The organism is Streptomyces sp. P9-A4, assembly GCF_036634195.1.
Lineage (GTDB): Bacteria > Actinomycetota > Actinomycetes > Streptomycetales > Streptomycetaceae > Streptomyces.
The window spans coordinates 183431-202022 of record NZ_JAZIFY010000001.1 but is presented as its reverse complement, the minus strand read 5'-3'; the positions used below and the strand labels follow the sequence as shown (position 1 = coordinate 202022).

19 protein-coding genes, 1 tRNA gene and 4 pseudogenes are annotated in these 18592 nt (G+C 69.2%); 6 read left to right on the top strand and 18 right to left on the bottom strand.

Translation table 11 applies throughout. The annotated features are described in order from the left end of the window. Positions 1-213: 213 nt before the first annotated feature. The 3 genes from V4Y03_RS00950 (at position 214) to V4Y03_RS00940 (ending at position 3549) form a co-directional block, all read left to right on the top strand. The gene (locus tag V4Y03_RS00950; RefSeq protein ID WP_317872984.1) at positions 214-1875 is read left to right on the top strand and encodes an FAD-dependent oxidoreductase; all 1662 of its coding nucleotides are present in this window, start codon (positions 214-216) and stop codon (positions 1873-1875) included. A gap of 330 nt (positions 1876-2205) precedes the next feature. Then, entirely contained in the window at positions 2206-2724 is a 519-nt protein-coding gene (locus V4Y03_RS00945) for a sortase (RefSeq protein ID WP_332433550.1), read from the top strand. 312 nt (positions 2725-3036) lie between these two features. Further along, a complete protein-coding gene (locus V4Y03_RS00940; RefSeq protein WP_332433548.1) occupies positions 3037-3549 on the top strand; it encodes a potassium channel family protein in 513 nt (170 codons plus the stop codon). Between the two features lie 44 nt (positions 3550-3593). Here V4Y03_RS00940 and V4Y03_RS00935 read toward each other — a convergent pair whose 3' ends face one another. The 11 genes from V4Y03_RS00935 to V4Y03_RS00895 all read right to left on the bottom strand — a co-directional run bounded on the left by V4Y03_RS00935 (position 3594) and on the right by V4Y03_RS00895 (position 12921). Beyond that, entirely contained in the window at positions 3594-5030 is a 1437-nt protein-coding gene (locus V4Y03_RS00935; protein WP_332433546.1) for a DUF2252 domain-containing protein, read from the bottom strand. A gap of 116 nt (positions 5031-5146) precedes the next feature. Continuing rightward, the gene (locus tag V4Y03_RS00930; RefSeq protein ID WP_332433545.1) at positions 5147-5473 is read right to left on the bottom strand and encodes a carboxymuconolactone decarboxylase family protein; all 327 of its coding nucleotides are present in this window, start codon (positions 5471-5473) and stop codon (positions 5147-5149) included. 153 nt (positions 5474-5626) lie between these two features. Continuing rightward, entirely contained in the window at positions 5627-5893 is a 267-nt protein-coding gene (locus tag V4Y03_RS33815; RefSeq protein ID WP_443079855.1) for a DUF7144 family membrane protein, read from the bottom strand. A 1593-nt stretch (positions 5894-7486) separates the two neighbouring features. Continuing rightward, entirely contained in the window at positions 7487-7867 is a 381-nt protein-coding gene (locus tag V4Y03_RS00925; RefSeq protein ID WP_332433544.1) for a hypothetical protein, read from the bottom strand. Next, positions 7846-8061, bottom strand: coding sequence for a hypothetical protein (locus V4Y03_RS00920; RefSeq protein ID WP_332433543.1), 216 nt, complete (start codon positions 8059-8061; stop codon positions 7846-7848). The genes V4Y03_RS00925 and V4Y03_RS00920 overlap by 22 nt, the downstream gene beginning before the upstream one ends. A gap of 245 nt (positions 8062-8306) precedes the next feature. Further along, the gene (locus V4Y03_RS33810) at positions 8307-8642 is read right to left on the bottom strand and encodes a hypothetical protein (RefSeq protein WP_443079705.1); all 336 of its coding nucleotides are present in this window, start codon (positions 8640-8642) and stop codon (positions 8307-8309) included. A gap of 434 nt (positions 8643-9076) precedes the next feature. After that, positions 9077-10087, bottom strand: coding sequence for a clavaminate synthase family protein (locus V4Y03_RS00915; protein WP_332433542.1), 1011 nt, complete (start codon positions 10085-10087; stop codon positions 9077-9079). Between the two features lie 36 nt (positions 10088-10123). Then, positions 10124-11176, bottom strand: coding sequence for a hypothetical protein (locus V4Y03_RS00910; RefSeq protein ID WP_332433541.1), 1053 nt, complete (start codon positions 11174-11176; stop codon positions 10124-10126). Positions 11177-11986: 810 nt separating this feature from the next. Beyond that, positions 11987-12060, bottom strand: a tRNA-Met gene (locus V4Y03_RS00905). A 97-nt stretch (positions 12061-12157) separates the two neighbouring features. Next, positions 12158-12520: a hypothetical protein gene (locus V4Y03_RS00900; protein ID WP_332433540.1), complete on the bottom strand. Its 363-nt coding sequence runs from the start codon at positions 12518-12520 to the stop codon at positions 12158-12160. A gap of 257 nt (positions 12521-12777) precedes the next feature. Beyond that, a complete protein-coding gene (locus tag V4Y03_RS00895) occupies positions 12778-12921 on the bottom strand; it encodes a hypothetical protein (protein WP_317875473.1) in 144 nt (47 codons plus the stop codon). A gap of 228 nt (positions 12922-13149) precedes the next feature. On the opposite strand from V4Y03_RS00895, the pseudogene V4Y03_RS00890 reads away from it, so the two are divergent. Further along, positions 13150-13311 (top strand): annotated as a pseudogene (locus tag V4Y03_RS00890) (hypothetical protein); the annotation flags it as partial. Positions 13312-13524: 213 nt separating this feature from the next. Then, on the top strand, positions 13525-14028 hold the full coding sequence (locus V4Y03_RS00885; protein ID WP_332437300.1) for a hypothetical protein: 504 nt from the start codon (positions 13525-13527) through the stop codon (positions 14026-14028). On the opposite strand, the pseudogene V4Y03_RS33805 reads toward V4Y03_RS00885, so the two are convergent. The 4 genes and pseudogenes from V4Y03_RS33805 to V4Y03_RS00870 all read right to left on the bottom strand — a co-directional run. Then, a pseudogene (locus V4Y03_RS33805) lies at positions 13960-14523 on the bottom strand (asparagine synthase C-terminal domain-containing protein); the annotation flags it as partial. The gene V4Y03_RS00885 and the pseudogene V4Y03_RS33805 overlap by 69 nt on opposite strands. 120 nt (positions 14524-14643) lie before the next feature. Next, a pseudogene (locus V4Y03_RS33800) lies at positions 14644-14852 on the bottom strand (asparagine synthase-related protein); the annotation flags it as partial. Continuing rightward, positions 14852-15466 carry a hypothetical protein gene (locus V4Y03_RS00875; protein WP_332433538.1) on the bottom strand — a complete coding sequence of 205 codons (615 nt, stop codon included), beginning with the start codon at positions 15464-15466 and terminating at the stop codon, positions 14852-14854. The pseudogene V4Y03_RS33800 and the gene V4Y03_RS00875, both read right to left, overlap by 1 nt. Positions 15467-15719: 253 nt before the next feature. Continuing rightward, on the bottom strand, positions 15720-15986 hold the full coding sequence (locus tag V4Y03_RS00870; protein WP_332433537.1) for a hypothetical protein: 267 nt from the start codon (positions 15984-15986) through the stop codon (positions 15720-15722). Positions 15987-16188: 202 nt separating this feature from the next. On the opposite strand from V4Y03_RS00870, the gene V4Y03_RS00865 reads away from it, so the two are divergent. After that, positions 16189-16452, top strand: a complete 264-nt coding sequence (locus V4Y03_RS00865; RefSeq protein ID WP_332433536.1) for a hypothetical protein — start codon at positions 16189-16191, stop codon at positions 16450-16452. A gap of 78 nt (positions 16453-16530) precedes the next feature. On the opposite strand, the pseudogene V4Y03_RS33795 reads toward V4Y03_RS00865, so the two are convergent. The 3 genes and pseudogenes from V4Y03_RS33795 to ureG all read right to left on the bottom strand — a co-directional run. Further along, positions 16531-16974 (bottom strand): annotated as a pseudogene (locus tag V4Y03_RS33795) (2OG-Fe dioxygenase family protein); the annotation flags it as partial. Positions 16975-17049: 75 nt separating this feature from the next. Then, on the bottom strand, positions 17050-17898 hold the full coding sequence (locus V4Y03_RS00855) for an urease accessory protein UreD (RefSeq protein WP_332433534.1): 849 nt from the start codon (positions 17896-17898) through the stop codon (positions 17050-17052). After that, on the bottom strand, positions 17895-18590 hold the full coding sequence (ureG, locus tag V4Y03_RS00850; protein ID WP_317875465.1) for an urease accessory protein UreG: 696 nt from the start codon (positions 18588-18590) through the stop codon (positions 17895-17897). The genes V4Y03_RS00855 and ureG overlap by 4 nt, the downstream gene beginning before the upstream one ends. Positions 18591-18592: the final 2 nt, after the last annotated feature.

Genomic DNA, 18592 nt, shown 5'->3' with positions numbered 1-18592 from the left:
TCGGTGGGGGTGGGGAGACGACCTGCCCGGCCGAAACGCCGAGGCCGGTCAGTGTCGATCCTTGACAGGAGCGCCTACAGCGCGCGAGCCGCATGAAGCGGACGAGTGAACCGCGTGTCATCCGGGTGCCCCGGGCACGCGAACCCGTCCCCGAGGGGCATGAATCTGCATCCCATCCTCAACTCGCGTCGCAGACGACGCCGGAGACGAGCAATGAACCGATTCGACGCGGCCGGGGAAGCAACCGGGCACCGCACGCCCGTACTCATCGTCGGCGGCTCGTTGGTGGGCTTGTCCACCTCGCTGTTCCTGGGGCGTCTCGGAGTGCCGCACACACTGGTCGAGCGCCATACCGGCACGTCGATCCACCCGCGTGGCCGCGGCAACAACGTCCGTACGATGGAGCTGTTCCGTAGCGCCGGGATGACGCGGCCCATCGAGGAGGCCGCTTCGGTCTTGGCACTCAACAACGGGATCCTGCAGACGCCGAGCCTGGTGGGCGACGTCGGCGAGTGGTTGTTCAAGAACATCGACCCCGGTGGCGGGACCGCCCGCTTCAGTCCCGCCGGGTGGTGTCTGTGCAGCCAGAACGATCTCGAACCGGTGCTGCTGAAGCACGCTGGGGAGCTCGGCGGAGATCTGCGGTTCGCGACCGAGCTGATGTCCTTCGAGCAGGACTCCGAAGGGGTGACCGCACAGGTCAAGAGTCGCGGCACCGGTGAACACACCACCATCCGCGCGGACTACCTCGTCGCGGCGGACGGCCCGCGCAGCCCGGTTCGCGAGCAACTCGGCATCGGGCAGAGCGGTCCGGGCGACCTCTTCCACAACGTGAGCATCACCTTCGTCTCCCGCGGCCTCGCGGACGTCGTCGGCGACCGGCGCTTCATCGTCTGCTACCTGACGAACCCGGAAGCCGACGGGGCCCTGCTGCCGGTCGACAACCGGGAGCGCTGGGTGTTCCACGCGCCCTGGCACCCCGAACACGGCGAGACGCTGGAGGAGTTCACCGACGAGCGGTGCACGGAACACATCCGGCGGGCCGTGGGGGTGCCGGACCTCGATGTGGAGATCACGGGCAGAGCTCCCTGGCACGCGGCGCAGAGGATCGCCGAACGGTACGCGGACGGCCGGGTGTTCCTCGTCGGCGACTCCGCCCACGAGATGCCGCCCACCGGGGCGTTCGGCTCCAACACCGGTATCCAGGACGCGCACAACCTCGCCTGGAAGCTCGCGGCCGTACTGGGCGGCTGGGCCGGCCCCGGCCTGCTCGCCTCCTACGGCGCGGAGCGCCGGCCGGTCGCGGAGACGACGGGCGCTCGGGCTGCGGCGCGGTCGGTCGAACACAGCCACCCCGGGTACGCCCCCGGCCCCGGATCCGGCGGCCCCCAGGGGAAGAAGGGCGGCATCCTCAACGAGGTGCTCGGCTACCGTTATCCGCAGGGCGCCGTCCTGGGCGCCGACCGGACGATGCCGGTCGTGTCCGACGGACTGCGCCTGACGGGCGAACCCGGAAGCCGGGCACCCCACATGTGGCTGAACCGCGCCGGTACCCGGGTCTCCACCCTCGACCTGTACGAGCGGTCCCTGGTACTTCTGAGTTCCGAAGACGGCGCCGGCGACTGGCACACCGCGGCGACACGCGTCGCGCAGCAGTTGTCGGTGCCGCTCGACTCGTACCGGATCGGCGCCGGGCCCGCCGCGGAGCTCTCCCCCGCGAGCGAAACGGACTGGGCGGAGGTTCACGGCGTCACGCCGGACGGCGCGGTGCTGGTCCGCCCCGACGGGTTCGTCGCGTGGCGGTCCGAAGGGGCGTCGGCCGATCCCGGAGCGGCGTTGCGGCAAGCCCTCACGGTGATCCTGGGCCGGGACTGACCGCTTCCTCGTGACCGGCACGGCAGGTCTGGAAGTCTTCGCGATGAAGAGGATCGGGCAGCACCTACGACGCTCGTGATCCGTGCGTCTAGCCCGTGCGTCTAGCCCGTTCGCGCGCAGGACGCCGTCCGATCCCGAGCACCGTACGAGCCGCCGTGACCTGCGGAAATGATCACCAGCAGGGCAGATCAAGACCCCGACCGGGGGACAGCGCGCGTGACTCTCCTGTTGCGGTGCCCACCGGTCGGGGTTCTTCTCGGGCACGGAGCACAGCACAGGTGCCGCGCTGCCCAGCCGGCCAGGAAAGCTCCGCCGAAGGAGAGAAGAAGCATGCGTTTCGCACGTACGGGTACCCAGCTCGCCCTGGCCCTGGGCGCCCTCGTCCTGTCCGCATCCTCCGCCGTCGCGGCGCCCGACGGTGACGTCCGGGTCAATCCGTGGAAGGCGGCCCCCGGGACCACCGTCACCGTCAGTACGACCGCCTGCGGCAAGGAGACGTACGGCAAGGGTGAGTCGGACGCGGGCGGGAAGTTCCACCTCCTGCCCGGCGACCGGGAGGGTGTCCTGGTGGGTAGGTTCACGCTTCCGTCGGATGCCGTCTCCGGCACGGACACGGTGACCCTCAAGTGCCCGCCTCGCATCAAGCAGACCGTCACCTATCAGATCTCCGGCCAGCCGGTCGGTGCGGTGGAGGCGGGCTTCGGCTGGGCCGCAGGCCCGGACGAGGGTGCGGACGGGGGCGGCAGCGGCAGCCCGTACGCCCTCGGCGCGTTGCTCCTCGGCGGCGCCGCCGCCGGCGTCCTGATCAGGACGCGCCGCCGCGCCACCGCCGCCCGGAACGGCGCCTGAGCCCACGCCCACGGCTCTGCTCCGCAGCCGTCGGGCACTCCGGCCCTCCGGCCCTCCGGCCCTCCGGCCCTCCGGCCCTCCGGCCCTCCGGCCCTCCGGCCGGAGGGCCCGACGCCCGCGCCAAAAGGCATGGGCGCCGGCGCCGCCGGGCCGGTGACCTCGTGGTGCGCCTGCCGCACGGCATCGGGATCGCCCGGCAGAGCGTGACTGCCCTCTGGCAGGCGCAGTAGCGCGGTCACGGCATCCGGTGCGACCGAGAGGGGAAACGTGGGCAGGGATCCACACGGCCGTCGAGCGGCTCTGCTCACCACGGTGCGTTCTCTTCTGACGCTGACGGTCCTCCTGGCTGCGTACTACGTGCTGCCCCTGGACTCGGCTTTCACGGCGGCCACCGTCTTGGCGCTCCTGGGTGGTGGCGTGGTGGTGGTCGCGCTCCTGGTCCGGCAGGTCCGCACGATCATGCGTTCCGCCCGGCCGGGGCTTCGGGCGTTGACCGCGTTGGCGACGGTGCTTCCGCTCTATCTGCTGTTGTTCGCCTCGGCCTACTACCTGTTGGAGCGCAGTGCGCCGGAGAGTTTCAGCGAATCGCTGTCGCGGACCGACGCCCTGTACTTCACGATGACGGTGTTCAGTACCGTCGGCTTCGGCGACATCAGCCCGCGCAGCGAGCCGGCGCGGCTGCTGGTCACAGGTCAGATGACGGCCAATCTCCTGTTGATCGGCGTAGCTGCCCGCTTCCTGGCGGGTGCAGTCCAGGAGGGCCGTCGGCGGCAAGGCCAGGCACCTAGGGACGGGGCGGACGACAGCTCGTCCACCGAGCGGTGACCTGGTCCGATCTTTCCCAAAGCCCCCCAGGCCACTTACCGGGTTCAGTCCGTCGGCAGCTCCTCCGCGGGCAGCCGGCCCGAGCGCACGGCGTCGACCAGAGCCTGGTAGTCACGCTCGTTCTGGTCGGCGTACTCCTCCGCGAACGTGGCGAGTGCCCGGTCGAAGGAGTCGCCGCTGCCCAGATAGGCGGCGATCGCGATGCGGTCACCGGAGCGCGCGTGCGCACGAGCCAGCGTGACGCCGCACAGTTCGCCGAACGCCTGCATGTCCTTCGGCCGCATCTTCTCCGGCATGGCGATGCCCTTCCAGTCGCGCAGCTGGCGGACGTAGAAGTCGCGCTTCTTGCCGTCGATCCCGTCCACCCGCTCCCAGCCGAGGAAGATGTCGCTCGTGGCCTGCATCAACCGCTGACCCGAGACCACCCGCTCGCCCTGGTTGCGGTACGTGCTCGCGCCGACGTGGGCGGCGAGCACAGAGGTGTCCGCCTCCTTGGCCTGGAGGAAGAGCGGGTCCTCGTCGTCCCGGCCGAGCAGCAGGAAGATCCAGCAGCGGGTACCGACGCTGCCGACGCCGACCACCTTGCGGGCGACGTCCGCCAGCCGGTAGTCCTCCAGAAGCGTGCGCCGGTCGGAAGCGAGAGTGAGGCCGTACCGCTCGATCAATCCGCGGAACTGGCGCTCCAGCGCGCTGCGCTCGGCGTCCGGCAGCAGGTCGCCGACGGGGGTGAGCAGCGGGGGATCCGCCGCGATCCGGGGCCGGCCGTCGACCGTCTCGGTGAGCTTGTCGAAGGCCTGCAGGCTGTCGCGGGTACGCGCCTTCGCTATCGCGCGAGCCAGGTTCTGCCGACCCTGCTTCGTCCCGTGGAGCCGACCTGCGGCCAGGGACTCGAGGAGGTCCGCGTCGATCTTCGCGTACCAGACGTCGATGGTGCGCATGCCTGCGAAGCGGATCATCGCCTCGCGGTACGAACGGACCGTGCTCCTGACGATGCGGGCGCGCTCGGTGTCGTCGAAGTCGTTCGCCCGGCTCGCGATGACGAAGCTCGCCGACAGCCGTTTGACGTCCCACTCCCAGGGCCCCGGAAGCGTCTCGTCGAAGTCGTTGATGTCGAACATCAGCTGCCGTTCCGGCGAGGCGAGGAGACGGAAGTTCAGCATGTGAGCGTCTCCGCACAGTTGGGCCGTGAGCCCTGAGCGCGGGGTGGGGGCCAGGTCGGAGGCCATGATCGCGGCGGCGCCGCGGTAGAAGCGGAACGGGGACTCCGTCATGCGGCCGTAGCGGATGGGAACGAGTTCGGGCACTCGTGTCGCGGACTGCGCCTCCAGGATCTTCAGCGCGTCCGGCCTGTCAGGAGGCGGCTCGTACACTGCATGGCCGGATCGCGGCGAGCGGCGCCTCGCCTCCTTGCCAAGAGCTGAGCGCTCCTCGGGCGTGGCGTGGGGTGCGGAACGCAGCGCCATGGTCGACTTCTGGGGCATCGAAGACTCTCCTCGTCGGGATGTCCGGCACCGGCCAGGGCGGCCAGAAGGGCTCTGCGGCCTCCTCCGATGCCGGATGGATGAGCCGGCCATCGATGCCGGGTGGGCGTGCGTTCTCAGCCCTCGCCCTCGATCTCGGCATCGGCGACGGCAATGGCGATGCCGAGTGCCGCAGCGATGTTGCCCGCTGCCGTCATGACGCGGGCAGTGCCCACGATGGGCGCGATGGCGACCAGGACGTCCTGCAGTTGCTCGACGGTCACGCCGGTCCTGAGCGCGGGTTCGATGTGGGCCGCATAGGAGATCGGCGGCGCATCCGAGGCGGCGAGAGCCGCGATGCGCGTGAGCATGAGCATGTCCGGGGCCAGCCCACAGCGCTCGACCGAGTCGACGGTCATCGCGGCGAGGGTGTCCAGGACGGGGGTGTCAGATGCAGTGGACATGTTGCATGTCCTCCTAGGCGTGTTGTGGAACTTCATAGAGAGGGGCAAGAACGGACGGCTTCCCAGCTTCGGTTGTGACGCAAAGACGTCGCCGCTGTCGGCTTTCTGCGATTCAGCTCTCCGACTGGCTTGGAGCGGTGTACAGCGTCCGGATCACGAAAGAATTGATCGCGATCTGGAACAATGGCCCAGAATGGCGCGTACAGGATCCAGAGGAAAGTCGCGAGCATGGGCGAAGCGCGCCGGCCCTGCACAGACAACCCTGGCCCAGGTGGCGCCCTTGTACAGTGCGAACCCGGCGAGAGTGCAGAGAACGCCCATGATCAGATGGGTCCAGCCCCATCCGGTCACGTGGCTCGTCATTGCCGGCTCCTCTTGATGTTGTACGGCTCTCGCAACGCTGCCTTCTGTTCGACTGATCGACTCACTTCCACTGTCGACCTGTCTGGCGTGTCGCGCACCTCAGGACATGCGCGACGTCTTACTGGTTGTACTCCGGTGTGGACCCGGCCGAATGTGTTCGCCGCGCGGTTCAGAGCATCGAGGTGCTCATCCGGCACTATGCCAAGTTCCTGGACGGCGTGCGGGAGCAGGCCAACCGCCTCATCGAGCGGTCCATGGAGGAGTGGGACCGCGTCAGCCGGGGTGAGGCCCCTGCGGGCTGAGCCGGAGTTTGCTCCGCGACTGGTCCGGAAGCGCTGGCCAGGAGCGGGATGCCGATGGGATGAACTGGGAGTTTCGCCGTAAACGTGACCCATCTCTACGTGGGGCGGGCGAGAGGCGCCTGACCGGCAAAGGCACAGGTCAGACGCCTCTTTTTATGTCCCGAGAAGAAGCCGAGCCGCTTCGGCGAGAAGGACACCAGCAGATTCTTCGTCTGCTGGTGGTGCAGCATCTGCACCCCTGCTGAACAGCGAAAATGACGCCTTTGGCTGCCTGTTGAAGAGGGCTGGTCCGGAAATGGCCCGGATCTTGGTGCGCGCGGTCCTGGGCCGGCGGAGGTGGGAAGTTCTGAGTGGGTTCGGGAGCGGGGAGGGCCAGCGGGCAGGGACCACCGTGCCGAAACACGAGCAGCGTAGGGTCGGCGGGCGCGGCCCCGGCCCAGATGCGGTTCCCCGACCAGGTGACGTCCGGGGCTCTGGGTGTCAAGCAGGGCGAATCAGCTCGAATGAAGCGCAGCGCCGAAGGTTCGGCCCAGTCTCGAGCGGCTGCTCTGGTGCCGGCGAGTGCGAGGGGCTGTCAGAGGGCCGGACGCACGGTGCGCTCCGCTGGTGGACTGTCTGGAGGTCCTACTCAGGTGTGACGCCCCCCATAGCTGCTGAGGCTCATGGGTTCGCGCACGTGCGACGCTGGCGGCAGGGCCCGCTCCCAGTCCAGCGGGCTACGGTCGGTGTGCATCGCAGAGCCAACCGGCCGCGTGGAAGCGCGCGGGCGCCCCGCATGGCTTCACCCCGCTGCCGCACTTGCCCCGGTAGATGACCGGCAGTACGCCTGTCACCGTCGACCCTGTGCTTGGTGCGGACTGCGGCGAGAGGGGCGCCGGGATGTAAGGCAGCGACGCGGCTTCGGGGTCGACCGCGGCCGGCGGGCGGACGCGACACGTCGGGTCGACGTCCTGCATGGGGTGATGTCCTGGCTGTCCGTCTGCCAGGCGTCTAGCCCGCCCGCCAGCCGCCACGTGTCGCGCCTGGATCTCACGCGGGTTGCGCGGAGATAGCTGAGACTCGAACCTCAGGAGCACGCCGTCCGCGCCACGGATCAGGATGTCGCTACGTACTGCGCGGTTGTCCGGTCTCGGGGAAGTCGAGGCATCCGCCCTCGATGCCTCGACTTTACTGAGACACTGCAGGGGCACGGGGCCGTGCGGATACCGAGAACTCGCCGACCGACCCCGGGATGACTGAGACGTTCCGCTCGATGGTCTCTTACTCAAGTCGAGGCACCGCAGGCCAGGAAGTCGACGTAATTCGACCTATCTGAGACGGGACACGTGATCGCCGCCCGGCACATGTATCACGCGACCGCATCCACCCATCGGTCGCGAGCTTGCTTGATCAGCCGAAGGCGTCGGCTCGCGGCTGTCCACGCCCTCGACGACGGGTCGGCCGACCTCGCACTCACCCGGAGCTCAGCTACGACTCGCTGATAGACCGAGACCGGCAGGAAGGGAGTGCCGAGGTGGCGGTATCCGGTGTTCAAGCGCGTGTCGAGCGCCCTGGCGAAGGTGTCGATAGCCTCGAGGCAGTCAGCTTTGTCCGACTCCAGCTGCGATGACTCCTTGCCCTGACTGTAGATCGCGTGCAGGCACGCGAAGGACTTGACCACGGCTGAAGCCTGCTCGCTAACTTCATTGCACACCTTGCGAGTACGGCTCATCGACTTGTTGAAGGCCACGAGCCCGGGAGCGTCGTGGCATGCTGCAAGGCCTCCCTCACCAGATGGCCGCGAAGATTCTTGGTGCCCCAGCGATACAACTTCTCCACATTGGCTGTCATGGGGCGCATGGCGGAGATTGCGAGGAGAAGGGCGCTGGCGTCGCTGTAGTTCTTGTTGATCAGAAGCACCGTGGCGATGACCAGGCTCGCCACCCAGACGACCTGTCTTGTGACGACAGACACCCGCCACATCAGGGGTGAGCGCCAGGCCGCACCGCCAGCTCAAGATCAACGAGCTTGAGCTGGTACCAAAGAGCGGCGGCGCTGACCATCAACAGCGCCCCCATCACCGCAAGGCCATCAATGTGTTGCTCAAGGACCCTCCCGCCCCACGCTGTGCGCCTGTGTCGTCCCGTGGTTACCTCACCGGTGACCACTCAACTCTGGTCTTGAGCAAGTCAAGAGGTTCCCTGGCTTGGTCGGCCTCGACCTGCCCCCGCCGGACCGCCGTGGCGACGTTGATCAAGAAGCCTTCCTGAAGTCCTGCGAGAGGTGTCCTGTCTCAGATAGGTCGAGGTATCGAGGGCGGATGGGAGCCGATGTGCCTCGACTTGTCTGAGAGGGGACAACAGCGGGTGGTCCGTGCGGCGGATGGCCTTCTCGGCTCCGGTGAGGGGCTGGTCGATGATGTCGACGGCCTCGCGGGCTGCCTGCCGGGTGAGGTGGCTGTAGATGTTCGCGGTGGTCGACGGGGTGGAGTGCCGCAGCGTCTTGGAGACGACGGTGAGCGGCACGCCGGCGGGGATGGTGATGGCGGCGGCCGGGTGGCGCAGGTCGTGGACCGTGATCCGGGGACGCTGGCTTCTTCGGACAGTTGATGGAGCCGGTCGAGGACCTGGCGAGGGCCGAGCGGCCGGCCGTCGGGTCGGCAGAAGACAAGACCGGTGAACGGGTCGTCAGGACCAATGCGCAGGTCGGCCATCTTGGGGTCGGCCCGGTGGCAGTAGGCGAGGAAGCGGGCGGCTTCCTCCGCTGTCCAGATCAGCCGTTCCGGCGACGGCGGCCGGCGCAGGACCGGGGAGAGGCTGGGTTGTGAGGGAGGTGGTGCTGGCGGGCGGCGTCGCCGAGCGCGCTGGAGAGGGGGGCGAGGCGCCGGTCGAGGGTGGTCCGGCCGCGGTCGGCGGTGAGCTGGCTGGTGACGAAGGCCGAGATGTGCCGGTGGGCGAGTTCAGCGGGCGAGTGTGTGGCTGTCGTGGGGACGGTGGTCGCGGGAGCGGCGTAGATCGGTGGTGACGTAGGTGCGTTGCAGCCAGCGGTCTGCTCCGTCGTATCGAGGGTGGAAGGCGGTGCGGCCGTGGACGGTGACGCGGTTGTCGATGACGACCAGGTCGCCGGGTGTCAGGCGCAGAGTGCGGGCGGTCGCCTCGCAGGCGCGGCCGAATTCGGCAAGCGCCGCTGCGGCCCGAGGGGTGAGCGGAGTGGTGACGAGTTGCGCCATGCGTATGTCGGGATCCTCGACTGCTCCCGACAGCACCGGTCGGGGCTTGACATCGGACTCGGCCGCGGCAGCGTCGGGGCCGAACGAGGGTGGTGGTGTGGTGATGAACTCCGATGCGAACAGGATCTGGCGGCTGGCCGGGGTGAGGAGCGGCAGTGCTTGGCGGATGCCGGCGATGCGCATACCGGCGATCCGGTCGTGGTCGGCACGCAGGCACAGGAAGACCACATAGTCGGGTGGGTGGGGGTGGAAGCCGTTCTCGGTGTGGAAGGACAGCGGCACCGATCCGGCGTTGCCGTGGAAGGTCTCCTGCCCGGGCACGGGCACGACGTCCTGCACGAGGGCGCCGGATTTCTCCGCCAGGTAGGCGAGGGGCTCGCCGAGCCCGCAGGCCACCATGGTCAGCACCGCCGCCGAGACGGTGGCCTGGCGCTGGACCGAGCCGGGTACGGTCGGTGTCGCGGGCAGGGCCGCCTGATCGACGGGCAGGCCGCCGATCACCAAGGTGCCGTGCGGGCCGGAATGCCTTCGGAACCGGCGCACCTCACGGCGCAGCAGCAGCGGAAGGTCCTCCCAGGCGTCCCGGGCCCGTGCCACCCACTCGGGGCTGTCGACCTGGTCGTCCCCGCGGGTGCACAGAGTGCGGGCCAGCCGCTCGCACGCGCCGGCGTCGGCTGTGTCCAGCTCTTGATCTGCGGCGAATGCGGTGCTTTGGGCGGTGTTGGGCGTCGTCTCGGGCATCGGGGTCTCCTGCCGGGGGGCGGCGGACGCGTGGACTCACGAGTGGCGCAGGCCGGCCACGGCTTCGGCGATGTAGTGGTCCCCGAATCGGATCAGTGAGGCGTACTGGGCCGCGCGGCGATGGCGCATGAGCCGTAGTTCGGCGACCGCGTTGTCGGGGCCTTCGGGCTTCTGAGCGATGGAACGACGCAGATGCACCATCGAGTACGCGAGGGTGACGTGCCGTTCACCGTCCACGATGTCGGCTTCCAGGAGAGCGCCCCGTGCCTCGGCCAGCTCGGGGGCGCGGGCTGCCAAGTGCTCGTAGGAGTCGGGAACCGCGGACAGCAGGTCCTTCATCGCCGCCCGGAACAGCTTGTATCCGCGATGCTGGCGCCCACTCAACGGGACGACGTCCACCGACGGAGGCGCCATGGTGTGGCGTATCGCCGCCATGTAGTAGTCGGCCGGGATCGTACTGGCGTGGGTCATCGCTGCCGGGAAGCCGCGCACGTACACCGTCGCATCTGCCAGTCGCGTACGCGCGGCAACGTCGTCGCCGTGCCGCAGATGGCGGGTGGCGTCGGCCACGGCGACTGCGGCGCAGACGTTGAACAGGACATGGACCTGGTGGCCGATGAGCCACCGCGCACTCCACACACTCTCCAACGACGATCCCGGACCGGCCTCAGGGACGGCCACCGGCGGGGCGGAGTCAGGGTCGGCTTCCGGTGCTGCCCCGGTGAGATCGAGCACCGACTGCCGCATCCCGGCCACCTCCAGCGCCAGGTCGGAACCCGACAGGGGAGCATCACACAGATCTTCCAGACCGCGGTGGATGACCAGGACACCGTGCAGGGCAGCCTGCTGATCGGACAGCTCCCCCTCACGGACCCGGAAGAACGACTGACTGGTCGACTCCGCCGGCAGTGCCTCGCCGACCACGGCCGGCGCCAGATCCGACAGCGCGGCCGCCAACTCGCCCGTAGCCGCAGCGGCTTGTCGCAGCGCGAGGGTGCGCTCGACAGGTCTGGCATGGGTCGACACCGCGGCCAGCACGCGCTCGGTCCGCTTCGCCTCGGCATCGACCCGTGGGCCCAGCACCGGCACGGGCCGGCCGCCTCGGGGCTCTCGGAAGACAGCGACAGCAGGATGACAGGCAACCGGTGATAAGCCCATGGTTGAAGTACTTCGCCGTGAACACTCCACACGAAACCTGATCTGCAAAACCATTCCTGTGCGGTGCAACGGAGTTGGCCGGGAGGCAGCGGCGACGAGCCCGGTACAGCCCCGTGGACTCCGTCCGACTCAGGCCGTAAACGTCGCCGCCACCGCGCCTCTGGTACCCGCCCCGCGGATGAGGCATCGCCCGTTCGGTACTCCTCAACGGGACGCGGTGGCGGCCGGGGCATCCGGACGACCCGCCGAACTCCATGACAGCCGCCAGTGGATACATGGCCGCCGTCCCCCAATCCCGGCTACGCCCCCGGCATACGGTCACCCGTGCGCTGGGCCGCACGGGTCGCCGCTTCCAGCAGCTGGCTCGGCCGCCCCACCGCGCACCGCACGCCCCCCCCCGGAGCCGTCCACGCCTCGGCCTCCCCCTACTGTCGACCGGCGGCCTCACCCTCGACCTGGTTGCCGACCAGGTCGTCACCCACCCGAGGACCCTGCAGCGAAGCCTCGCCCAGGAGGGAAAGTCTTCGCCGGGCTTGTCGCCGGCCTGCGGCACGAGGAGGCCGAACGCTGCCTGCGCGACATGGATATGCCGTTCGGGCAGCTGGCCGGCTGCCTCAGCTACAGCGAGCAGGGCGCCTTCGCACCGTGCGATCTCGGTCGAGGTCGCTGATGAAGGCGCTCGCTGGGGGACGGCACGCATGAGGCCCGGATCCACAGGATCCGGGCCTCATGTCAGTGGAGTAGCGGGGACAGGATTTGAACCTGCGACCTCTGGGTTATGAGCCCAGCGAGCTACCGAGCTGCTCCACCCCGCGTCGGTAGGTACAACACTACGTCACCCACGGCATCCCCAGGACCATGCCGTTCTCATCAGGGCTCGCGGACATCGGAAGGTGATCGGCTTGAGGCTGATCACTCGACGGGGAACGCCGGCCCGTCGGGCCTCAGTGGAACGGGCCTTCCCTGTGCTGCCCAGGTCACCCGGCCGGCGATCTGAACGGTGCCGGAGAGGTCTGCCGGAATCGCGTCCTGCAGATAGCCCCTGACCTTTTGGCCGGGCTCCACCGTGCCGTATTCGCTGCGGACGACGTCGCCCCTCACTGCAGTTCGTTCCGATGTGTCGGTGACTTTCAGGGGCGGGTTCAGGCGGTGGGTCCTGATGACGCCGCCTGCCGGCTCGTCGCCCTCGTTCACCAGGGTCCAGGTCCAGGTGACGACGTCCCCGGCCTCCGAGATTTCCGGTGCGTCGTAGTTGTGGGTGACGTCGACAGTCATCTCTTGAACTCCGTGAGGGAAACGATCACTGGTCTGGGATCTATTCGAGAACGGCCGCTGTTCGTCGCGACAAGGCGGCCGCGAGGTCGGTGTATTCGACGCCGTTTACGGCGTTCCACGGTTCCAAGCAGAGAACGACAAGGTGCGGCTCGCCGAGAACCGCACTCTCGAGACTTCCTCTCGACCCTGCCGTCAGGGTTCCGCGCAAGGGGCGCGGCAGCTACTCCGTTCGTGCGCGTTCCCCGCATCAACGCGGTTTATCCGGCGAAGGCTACGTCGTACCCGTCGGCGGTCATGCACGTGTACCGGAACTGCGCGTTGGCGGCGGAGGCGGACCCGGGGGCGGCGAGGAGCAGCACGAGGGCACCGGCGGAGGCGGCCATGGCGGAGCGAAGACGCATGAGTTTCCCTGTGAAACGGAAGGGCTGGAATCAGGGCAAGCGATGCCCAGTCCACCCGGTGGGCAAGCATTCCGTCGCCCGAACGAGGGGCGAGGGATCGTTCTTTCCGCTGTATTCGGCTCGGCTTCCGACGCGCTCACGGTGTGGGTCGCGCCCGTCAGGAGCAGGCCCCAGGTGTCGCCGGCTCCGGCCGGTCGTAGCTGTGTGTGACGATCTCGGCGCGACGGAATGTCCCACCCCTCGCATGCATCGGACCCTTACCCGGTGCCAGAGACGACGCTACGACTGTGGATAAGACACGAATCCCGGAGGACGGAGCGGCGTGCCGCTCTCGCGCCCGAAGACGCCCGCAGGCTGATCGAACGTGGGGTCCATCTGACGGTCGAGGAGTCGACGCAGCGCGTCTTCCCCGTCCGTGCGCACGCAGACGCCGGATGCGAGATCGCTGCGCCGGGCAGCTGGGTCGACCACCGCCCCACGGCCGACTTCGTCGCTCGCCGCGCTCCATCACCGGGGCACGCTGACTGCGCCACTTGCCTCGCTTTCCAGGGAGAGCTGGAAGGGAGGCTGCCCCCACACCGGCTCACGGGAGTGGACCGGGCCGTGGTGATCGGTGCGGACGGGCGCTCCGGGCGTGGTGCCTGTGACGCGCTCAGGGCCGCCGGTGTCGATCCGACCTGCTGGGGACCCGGGGACACCGAGGTTCTGGACCGTGACGCGTTGCTCGCGCACGACATTGTGAACAGCATCGGCGCTGTGCGTCCCGTGGCACCGTTCTTGTCGAAGGACGGCCTCGACGACGTGCGTCGGCGGCTGTCCGTGATCGCCGACGTCACGTGTGACGTGGGATCCGAGCTCAACGCCCTTCCCGTCTATGACCATGTCACCGACTGGGACCACCCGGTGGAGCGGCTGCGCGAGGAGCCTCAGCCGCTCGATGTCATCGCGATCGACAACCTCCCCTCCCTCATTCCGGCCGAAGCCAGCCGGGCCTTCTCCGCCGACCTGTGGCCCCATCTGCTGTCGCTGCGGGAGGGCTCAGACGTGTGGGAACGCTGTCTGGGGGCGTTCCGGCGAGCCGCTGTCTCGCTCGACGCCCAACGCTGAACGCCCCAGGGCCGGTTCGGGCTCGATGCCGGGGAACTCGGCCGACCACAGCGCGGAGAAGGCGGCCTCCTCCTCGGCGTCGAGGTCGACGGTTCGTGCGGTACCCGCCGGTGTCAAGGCCGCCGTCAGGACGTCCTTGGCCCCGGAGCCGTGGCCGAACTGGAGTTTCCCGCAACGGAGGATCCCCTCCGGCAGCCAGCCGGTGAAGGCGTCCCGCAACAGTTTCTTCTCCTCGATGCCCAGGCCGATCCTCTTGTGTTCCGGCGGGATCGACAGTGCCAGCTCGATGACGTCCCGGTCGAGGAACGGCACCCTGGCCTCCAAGCCGTAGGCCATCGTCGTACGGTCGCAGCGCTGCAGGTTCTCCCAGTGCAGCCCCTCCACCGTCTCCACCAGCCTGGCCTGCAGGGCATCGGCGGCGAGGTACGGCTCCCGGTGGCAGTCCGGGTAGCCGACGAAGAGCTCGTCCGCGCGCCCTCGCCGGTGAGAACGGCCCTTACGTGCCGGGAGGCGTACTCGGCGAGCAGCAGGTTCGGTACAGCGCTGCGCACCAGATGCACGTCGAAGTGATCGATCGCCCGCACGGCTCTCGGCAGCGCGGCCACGGCGTCCTCGGGGGTCATCACCACCTCGTGGTGTTCGGTGCCGAGGTACTCCGCGACCACCCGGGCGGCGAGCAGGTCGGGGCTGCCGGGGGAGCCGACCGCGAAGGTCGGGACCGGCCGGCGGTGCCCGTGGCGTTTCGCGTACTCCGCGGCCACGGCCGTGACGATCGCGGAGTCGAGGCCGCCGGAGAGGAAGACGCCGATGCCGACGTCGCTCATCATCCGGTCCTCGACGGCGCTGACGATCGTCTCGCGGATCGACTTGAGCAGCATCGCGTCCCACTGCCAGGCCTGCCGGGCGCGCCTGGCAGGTCGTACTCTCGGCGGAACGGCGTCGGCGAAGCGGACCAGGCCGCCCTGCGACGTCCAGCAGCATCCCAGGGGAAGCTCTCCACCAGGGGCCGGTCGGCGAGGCCGAAGGCCCGCAGTTCGTTGGCGAACAGAATGCAGTCCTCCCTACGCGCCCAGTACAGCGGCTTTACGCCCAGGGCGTCCCGGGCGACGAGAAGTGAGCCCGTCTCGTCGAGGTACGCCAGGGTGAACATGCCCCGCAGCCGGGTGAGTCCGGCCGGACCGTCGACGAGCAGCGCGTGCAGCGCCGCCTCGCTGTCGGAACCTGTCGTGAAGCGTTCAAGACCCAGTTCCTCCCTGAGCTGCCGATGGTTGTAGATCTCGCCGTTGGTGACAAGGCAGGAGACGCCGTCCGGCCCCACCAGTGGCTGATGGCCGCCGCGGGGATCCATGATGGACAGCCGCTGGTGGCCGAGCCACACGTCACCGCGGTGCGTCTCTCCCGTGTCGTCGGGTCCACGGTGGGCGATCCGGGTCAGCATCTCCCGGCAGAGCGGGACATCGACCGTGCCGACCGCCGCGACGATCCGGACGGGCGTTAGCCCCCGCGCGCAGGTGGGGTGGGGTCGGTTCAGCCGAAGGGGGCGGGGCGCCCGTATGCCCGGGGCGCTGGGTGCCGGGACCTTGAAGGGGGCCGCTCGCCGGAGTGTCGGCGCCCACGGGGGGTGTGGTCACGGGCCGGGCGACGGCGTAGCGCTGCTTCGCCGACTCGGACGTGGGGCCGGACCGGAAGGGTCAGGCAAGCGCGTAGACGACTGTCGTAGTGACGCGTACTTCCTGCTGTTCCGGGGCAGCAGGAACGGCATTGCGGGAAGCGGGAGCAGAGATCGCGATGGAGGAGACGCGGTTGTCGATCCGACCGTCCAGGCTGAGCGCGTCCGCGGTGAGTTCGAGCCGTTCACCATCGAAGTCGCGGCCGTCGAACTGCGTGATGGTCCAGCTGGCGGGAACGCGCACCGACGAGATGACGTCGTTGAAGTCCTCGGAGAGGACGTAGCGCATCCGGCCGACAACGGAACCGGGCCGGTGAGGGCATCGGCCGCGGACCTTGGTGATGACCGTTACGCGAGTGGCTCGTTGATCTGCGGAACCGGTGCCGGCGGCCGAACGGAGCCGGCGGTGGCCCGAATGCAGTCAACGCGAGAACGCGTCAGTTCGCCGCTTCTGCTCCGGGCGCGGTCCTCTCTATGACAAGGAGCCCCTGGTGGACAGCTTCACCGAGAGCACCCGCCGATCCGCGCTTCTCACTGACGCCGCGGACGTCGGGGCCGCAGCCGAGGTCCTCGCCGCAGGCGGTGTTGTCGCCCACGGATACGCCTGCCCCTCCAACGCCTTCCTCGCCCGGGCGCTCGCCGTCACGAACGGGGACATCCTCTACATCACCTCCGCCAACCGCTCCCGGCAGGCGACCGGCGCACGCGACGAACCAGCGCACTGGCGAGCCGACGCCCTCAAGGCCGCCCGATGAGGAGGGCGGCGCGGTGGGGCCGGGGTGTCGGGGGTCGGTCGCCCGGACCGGGGCGACATAGTGGCTGACCCGGTGATCGACAACGGCGTAGGAGTCGAGCGGTTCGGTGAGAGTGAACCGGGCCTGGACGTGTTCCTCCGGGACCTGACCGGGAGGAGCCCCTGCACAGTCGGCGTGCGCGATGATGTTCTCGCCACCGGAGACGTTGCGGCGCTCCAGAAGGTGAACGAAGTGGACGCTGTCCTTGCCGCCGTCCTGGTGCAGGCAGTCGGGTGAGGAGACGGCGATCTCATCCGCTCGCGCGGCGAGGAGCCTGACGAAGTGCACGCCTACATGGACCGGTGCCTCCGGGGGCCTGCCTGTCAGACCCGCGCGGTCGAGGTCGAACAGGATGAGGCTGGTCAGTGCGGGATCGGCGAGGAGGTCCCGGCCGGCGAGGCGGTGCGGGTCGATGTGGGAGACCTGCGGCCACTTGGTGAGGTGCAGCAGCAGGTCGGCGAACTCCCCACAGGAAAGCCGCACTCTTCGGGGCCTGGCTATGGCTGCGGTGAGGACCAGGTGGCCCGCCGTCTGCCGAGGGGCGGCGGGCCGTCCGCGCTACTTGTGGAGGGCGTGGGCGAGGGCCTTGTCGAGTAGTTCCCGTAGGGCCGAGGAGGTCGGGGCGACGGCGGTGGCGAGCAGTGCCGGGCCGTTGGCCAGCGGTGTGAGGACGGCACACCCGTTCCGGGAGCCTTCGCGGAGGAGGACGGGGTCCCGGCGAGTTCCCATCGCCGGGTCGACGAGCAGCAGTTGACCGACTGCGCGGTGTCCGTGCAGGACGGCCGGGCCGTCCCAGCCGGGCTCGGGGGCCCCGTATGCCGTCTGCTGGTCGAGCAGCGGTCTTCCGGCGCGGTGGACCAGGAGTCGGCTGACGAGGTGGCCCGGTTCTTCGTTGGCCCGTCCCAGGAGCTGCTCCTCTCGCAGCAACAGCCGTGCGGTGGAGGTGAGTTCGATGGTGTAGGTCTGTCGGAGGTTGCTGCCGGCGGCGCTGATCAGGGGCTGGGGCAGCCAGCGCAGGCTGGTGTGTTCGCCGGCGGTGAGCCGTACGTCGTAGTGTGCTGGGGCGGTGGTGGGGCCGCGCAGGGCGAGTGTGGCGGCGGCCGTTGTGACCTCCAGGGCGGCCCGGTCCCCGGCGGTGACGTCGATGGTGAGCCGGTCGCCGCCGAGGGGGGCGCTCATCGCGCCGATGATCCCGACCTTGGCGGTGTCCTTGTCGGCGCGCATGCGTCGGAGGTGGAAGGGACCGTCACTGCGGAGCTGCGGAAGCGTGGTGACGCGTCCGTTGTATGCGGCTTGGATGCGGGCTGTGGCCCGCACCCCGTCCGGGTGCCCGGTGGGATCGTCGGTGCCGGAGCGGGCTCCTGCCGGCTCTGCCCGGCTGTTGAGGAGTTGTGCGGCGGCGCTCATACGGCCGCCTTGGCGTGCCACTCGGTGAGGTGGGCGGCGATCCAGTCGGCGACCTCGCGGATGCCGTCGTCGGAGGTGAGGCTGGTGAAGATGACGGGAAGGTCGCCGCGTTGCCGTTTGGCGTCGGCGGCCATGGTGGCGAGGTCGGCGCCGACGTGCGGGGCGAGGTCGGTCTTGTTGACGAGGAGGAGGTCGGCTGTGGTGATGCCGGGGCCGCCCTTGCGGGGGATGTCGTCGCCGCTGGAGACGTCGATGACGAAGATCTGCACGTCGACGAGGCCCTTGGAGAAGGTGGCGGTGAGGTTGTCACCGCCGGACTCGATGAGCACAAGGTCGAGGGGGTGGAGGCTCTCTTCCAGGTGTTCGACGGCCTCCAAGTTGGCGGAGATGTCGTCGCGGATCGCCGTGTGAGGGCAGGCGCCGGTCTCCACCGCGGTGATCCGCTCGGGTGGCAGCACGGCCTCGCGCAGCAGGTACTCGGCGTCCTCGCGAGTGTAGATGTCGTTGGTGACGACGGCGATGGACCAGCTCTCGCGCAGGGTGCGGCAGAGCGCGGCGACGCTGGCGGTCTTGCCGGAGCCGACGGGTCCGCCCAGGCCGACACGGAGGGCGCGGCGGCAGCCGTCGGAGCGGAGCGGCTCGGCGCTGTAGGTGTGGCGCTGCGGCATGGTCACGGGGTGGTCGAGGTGCACGA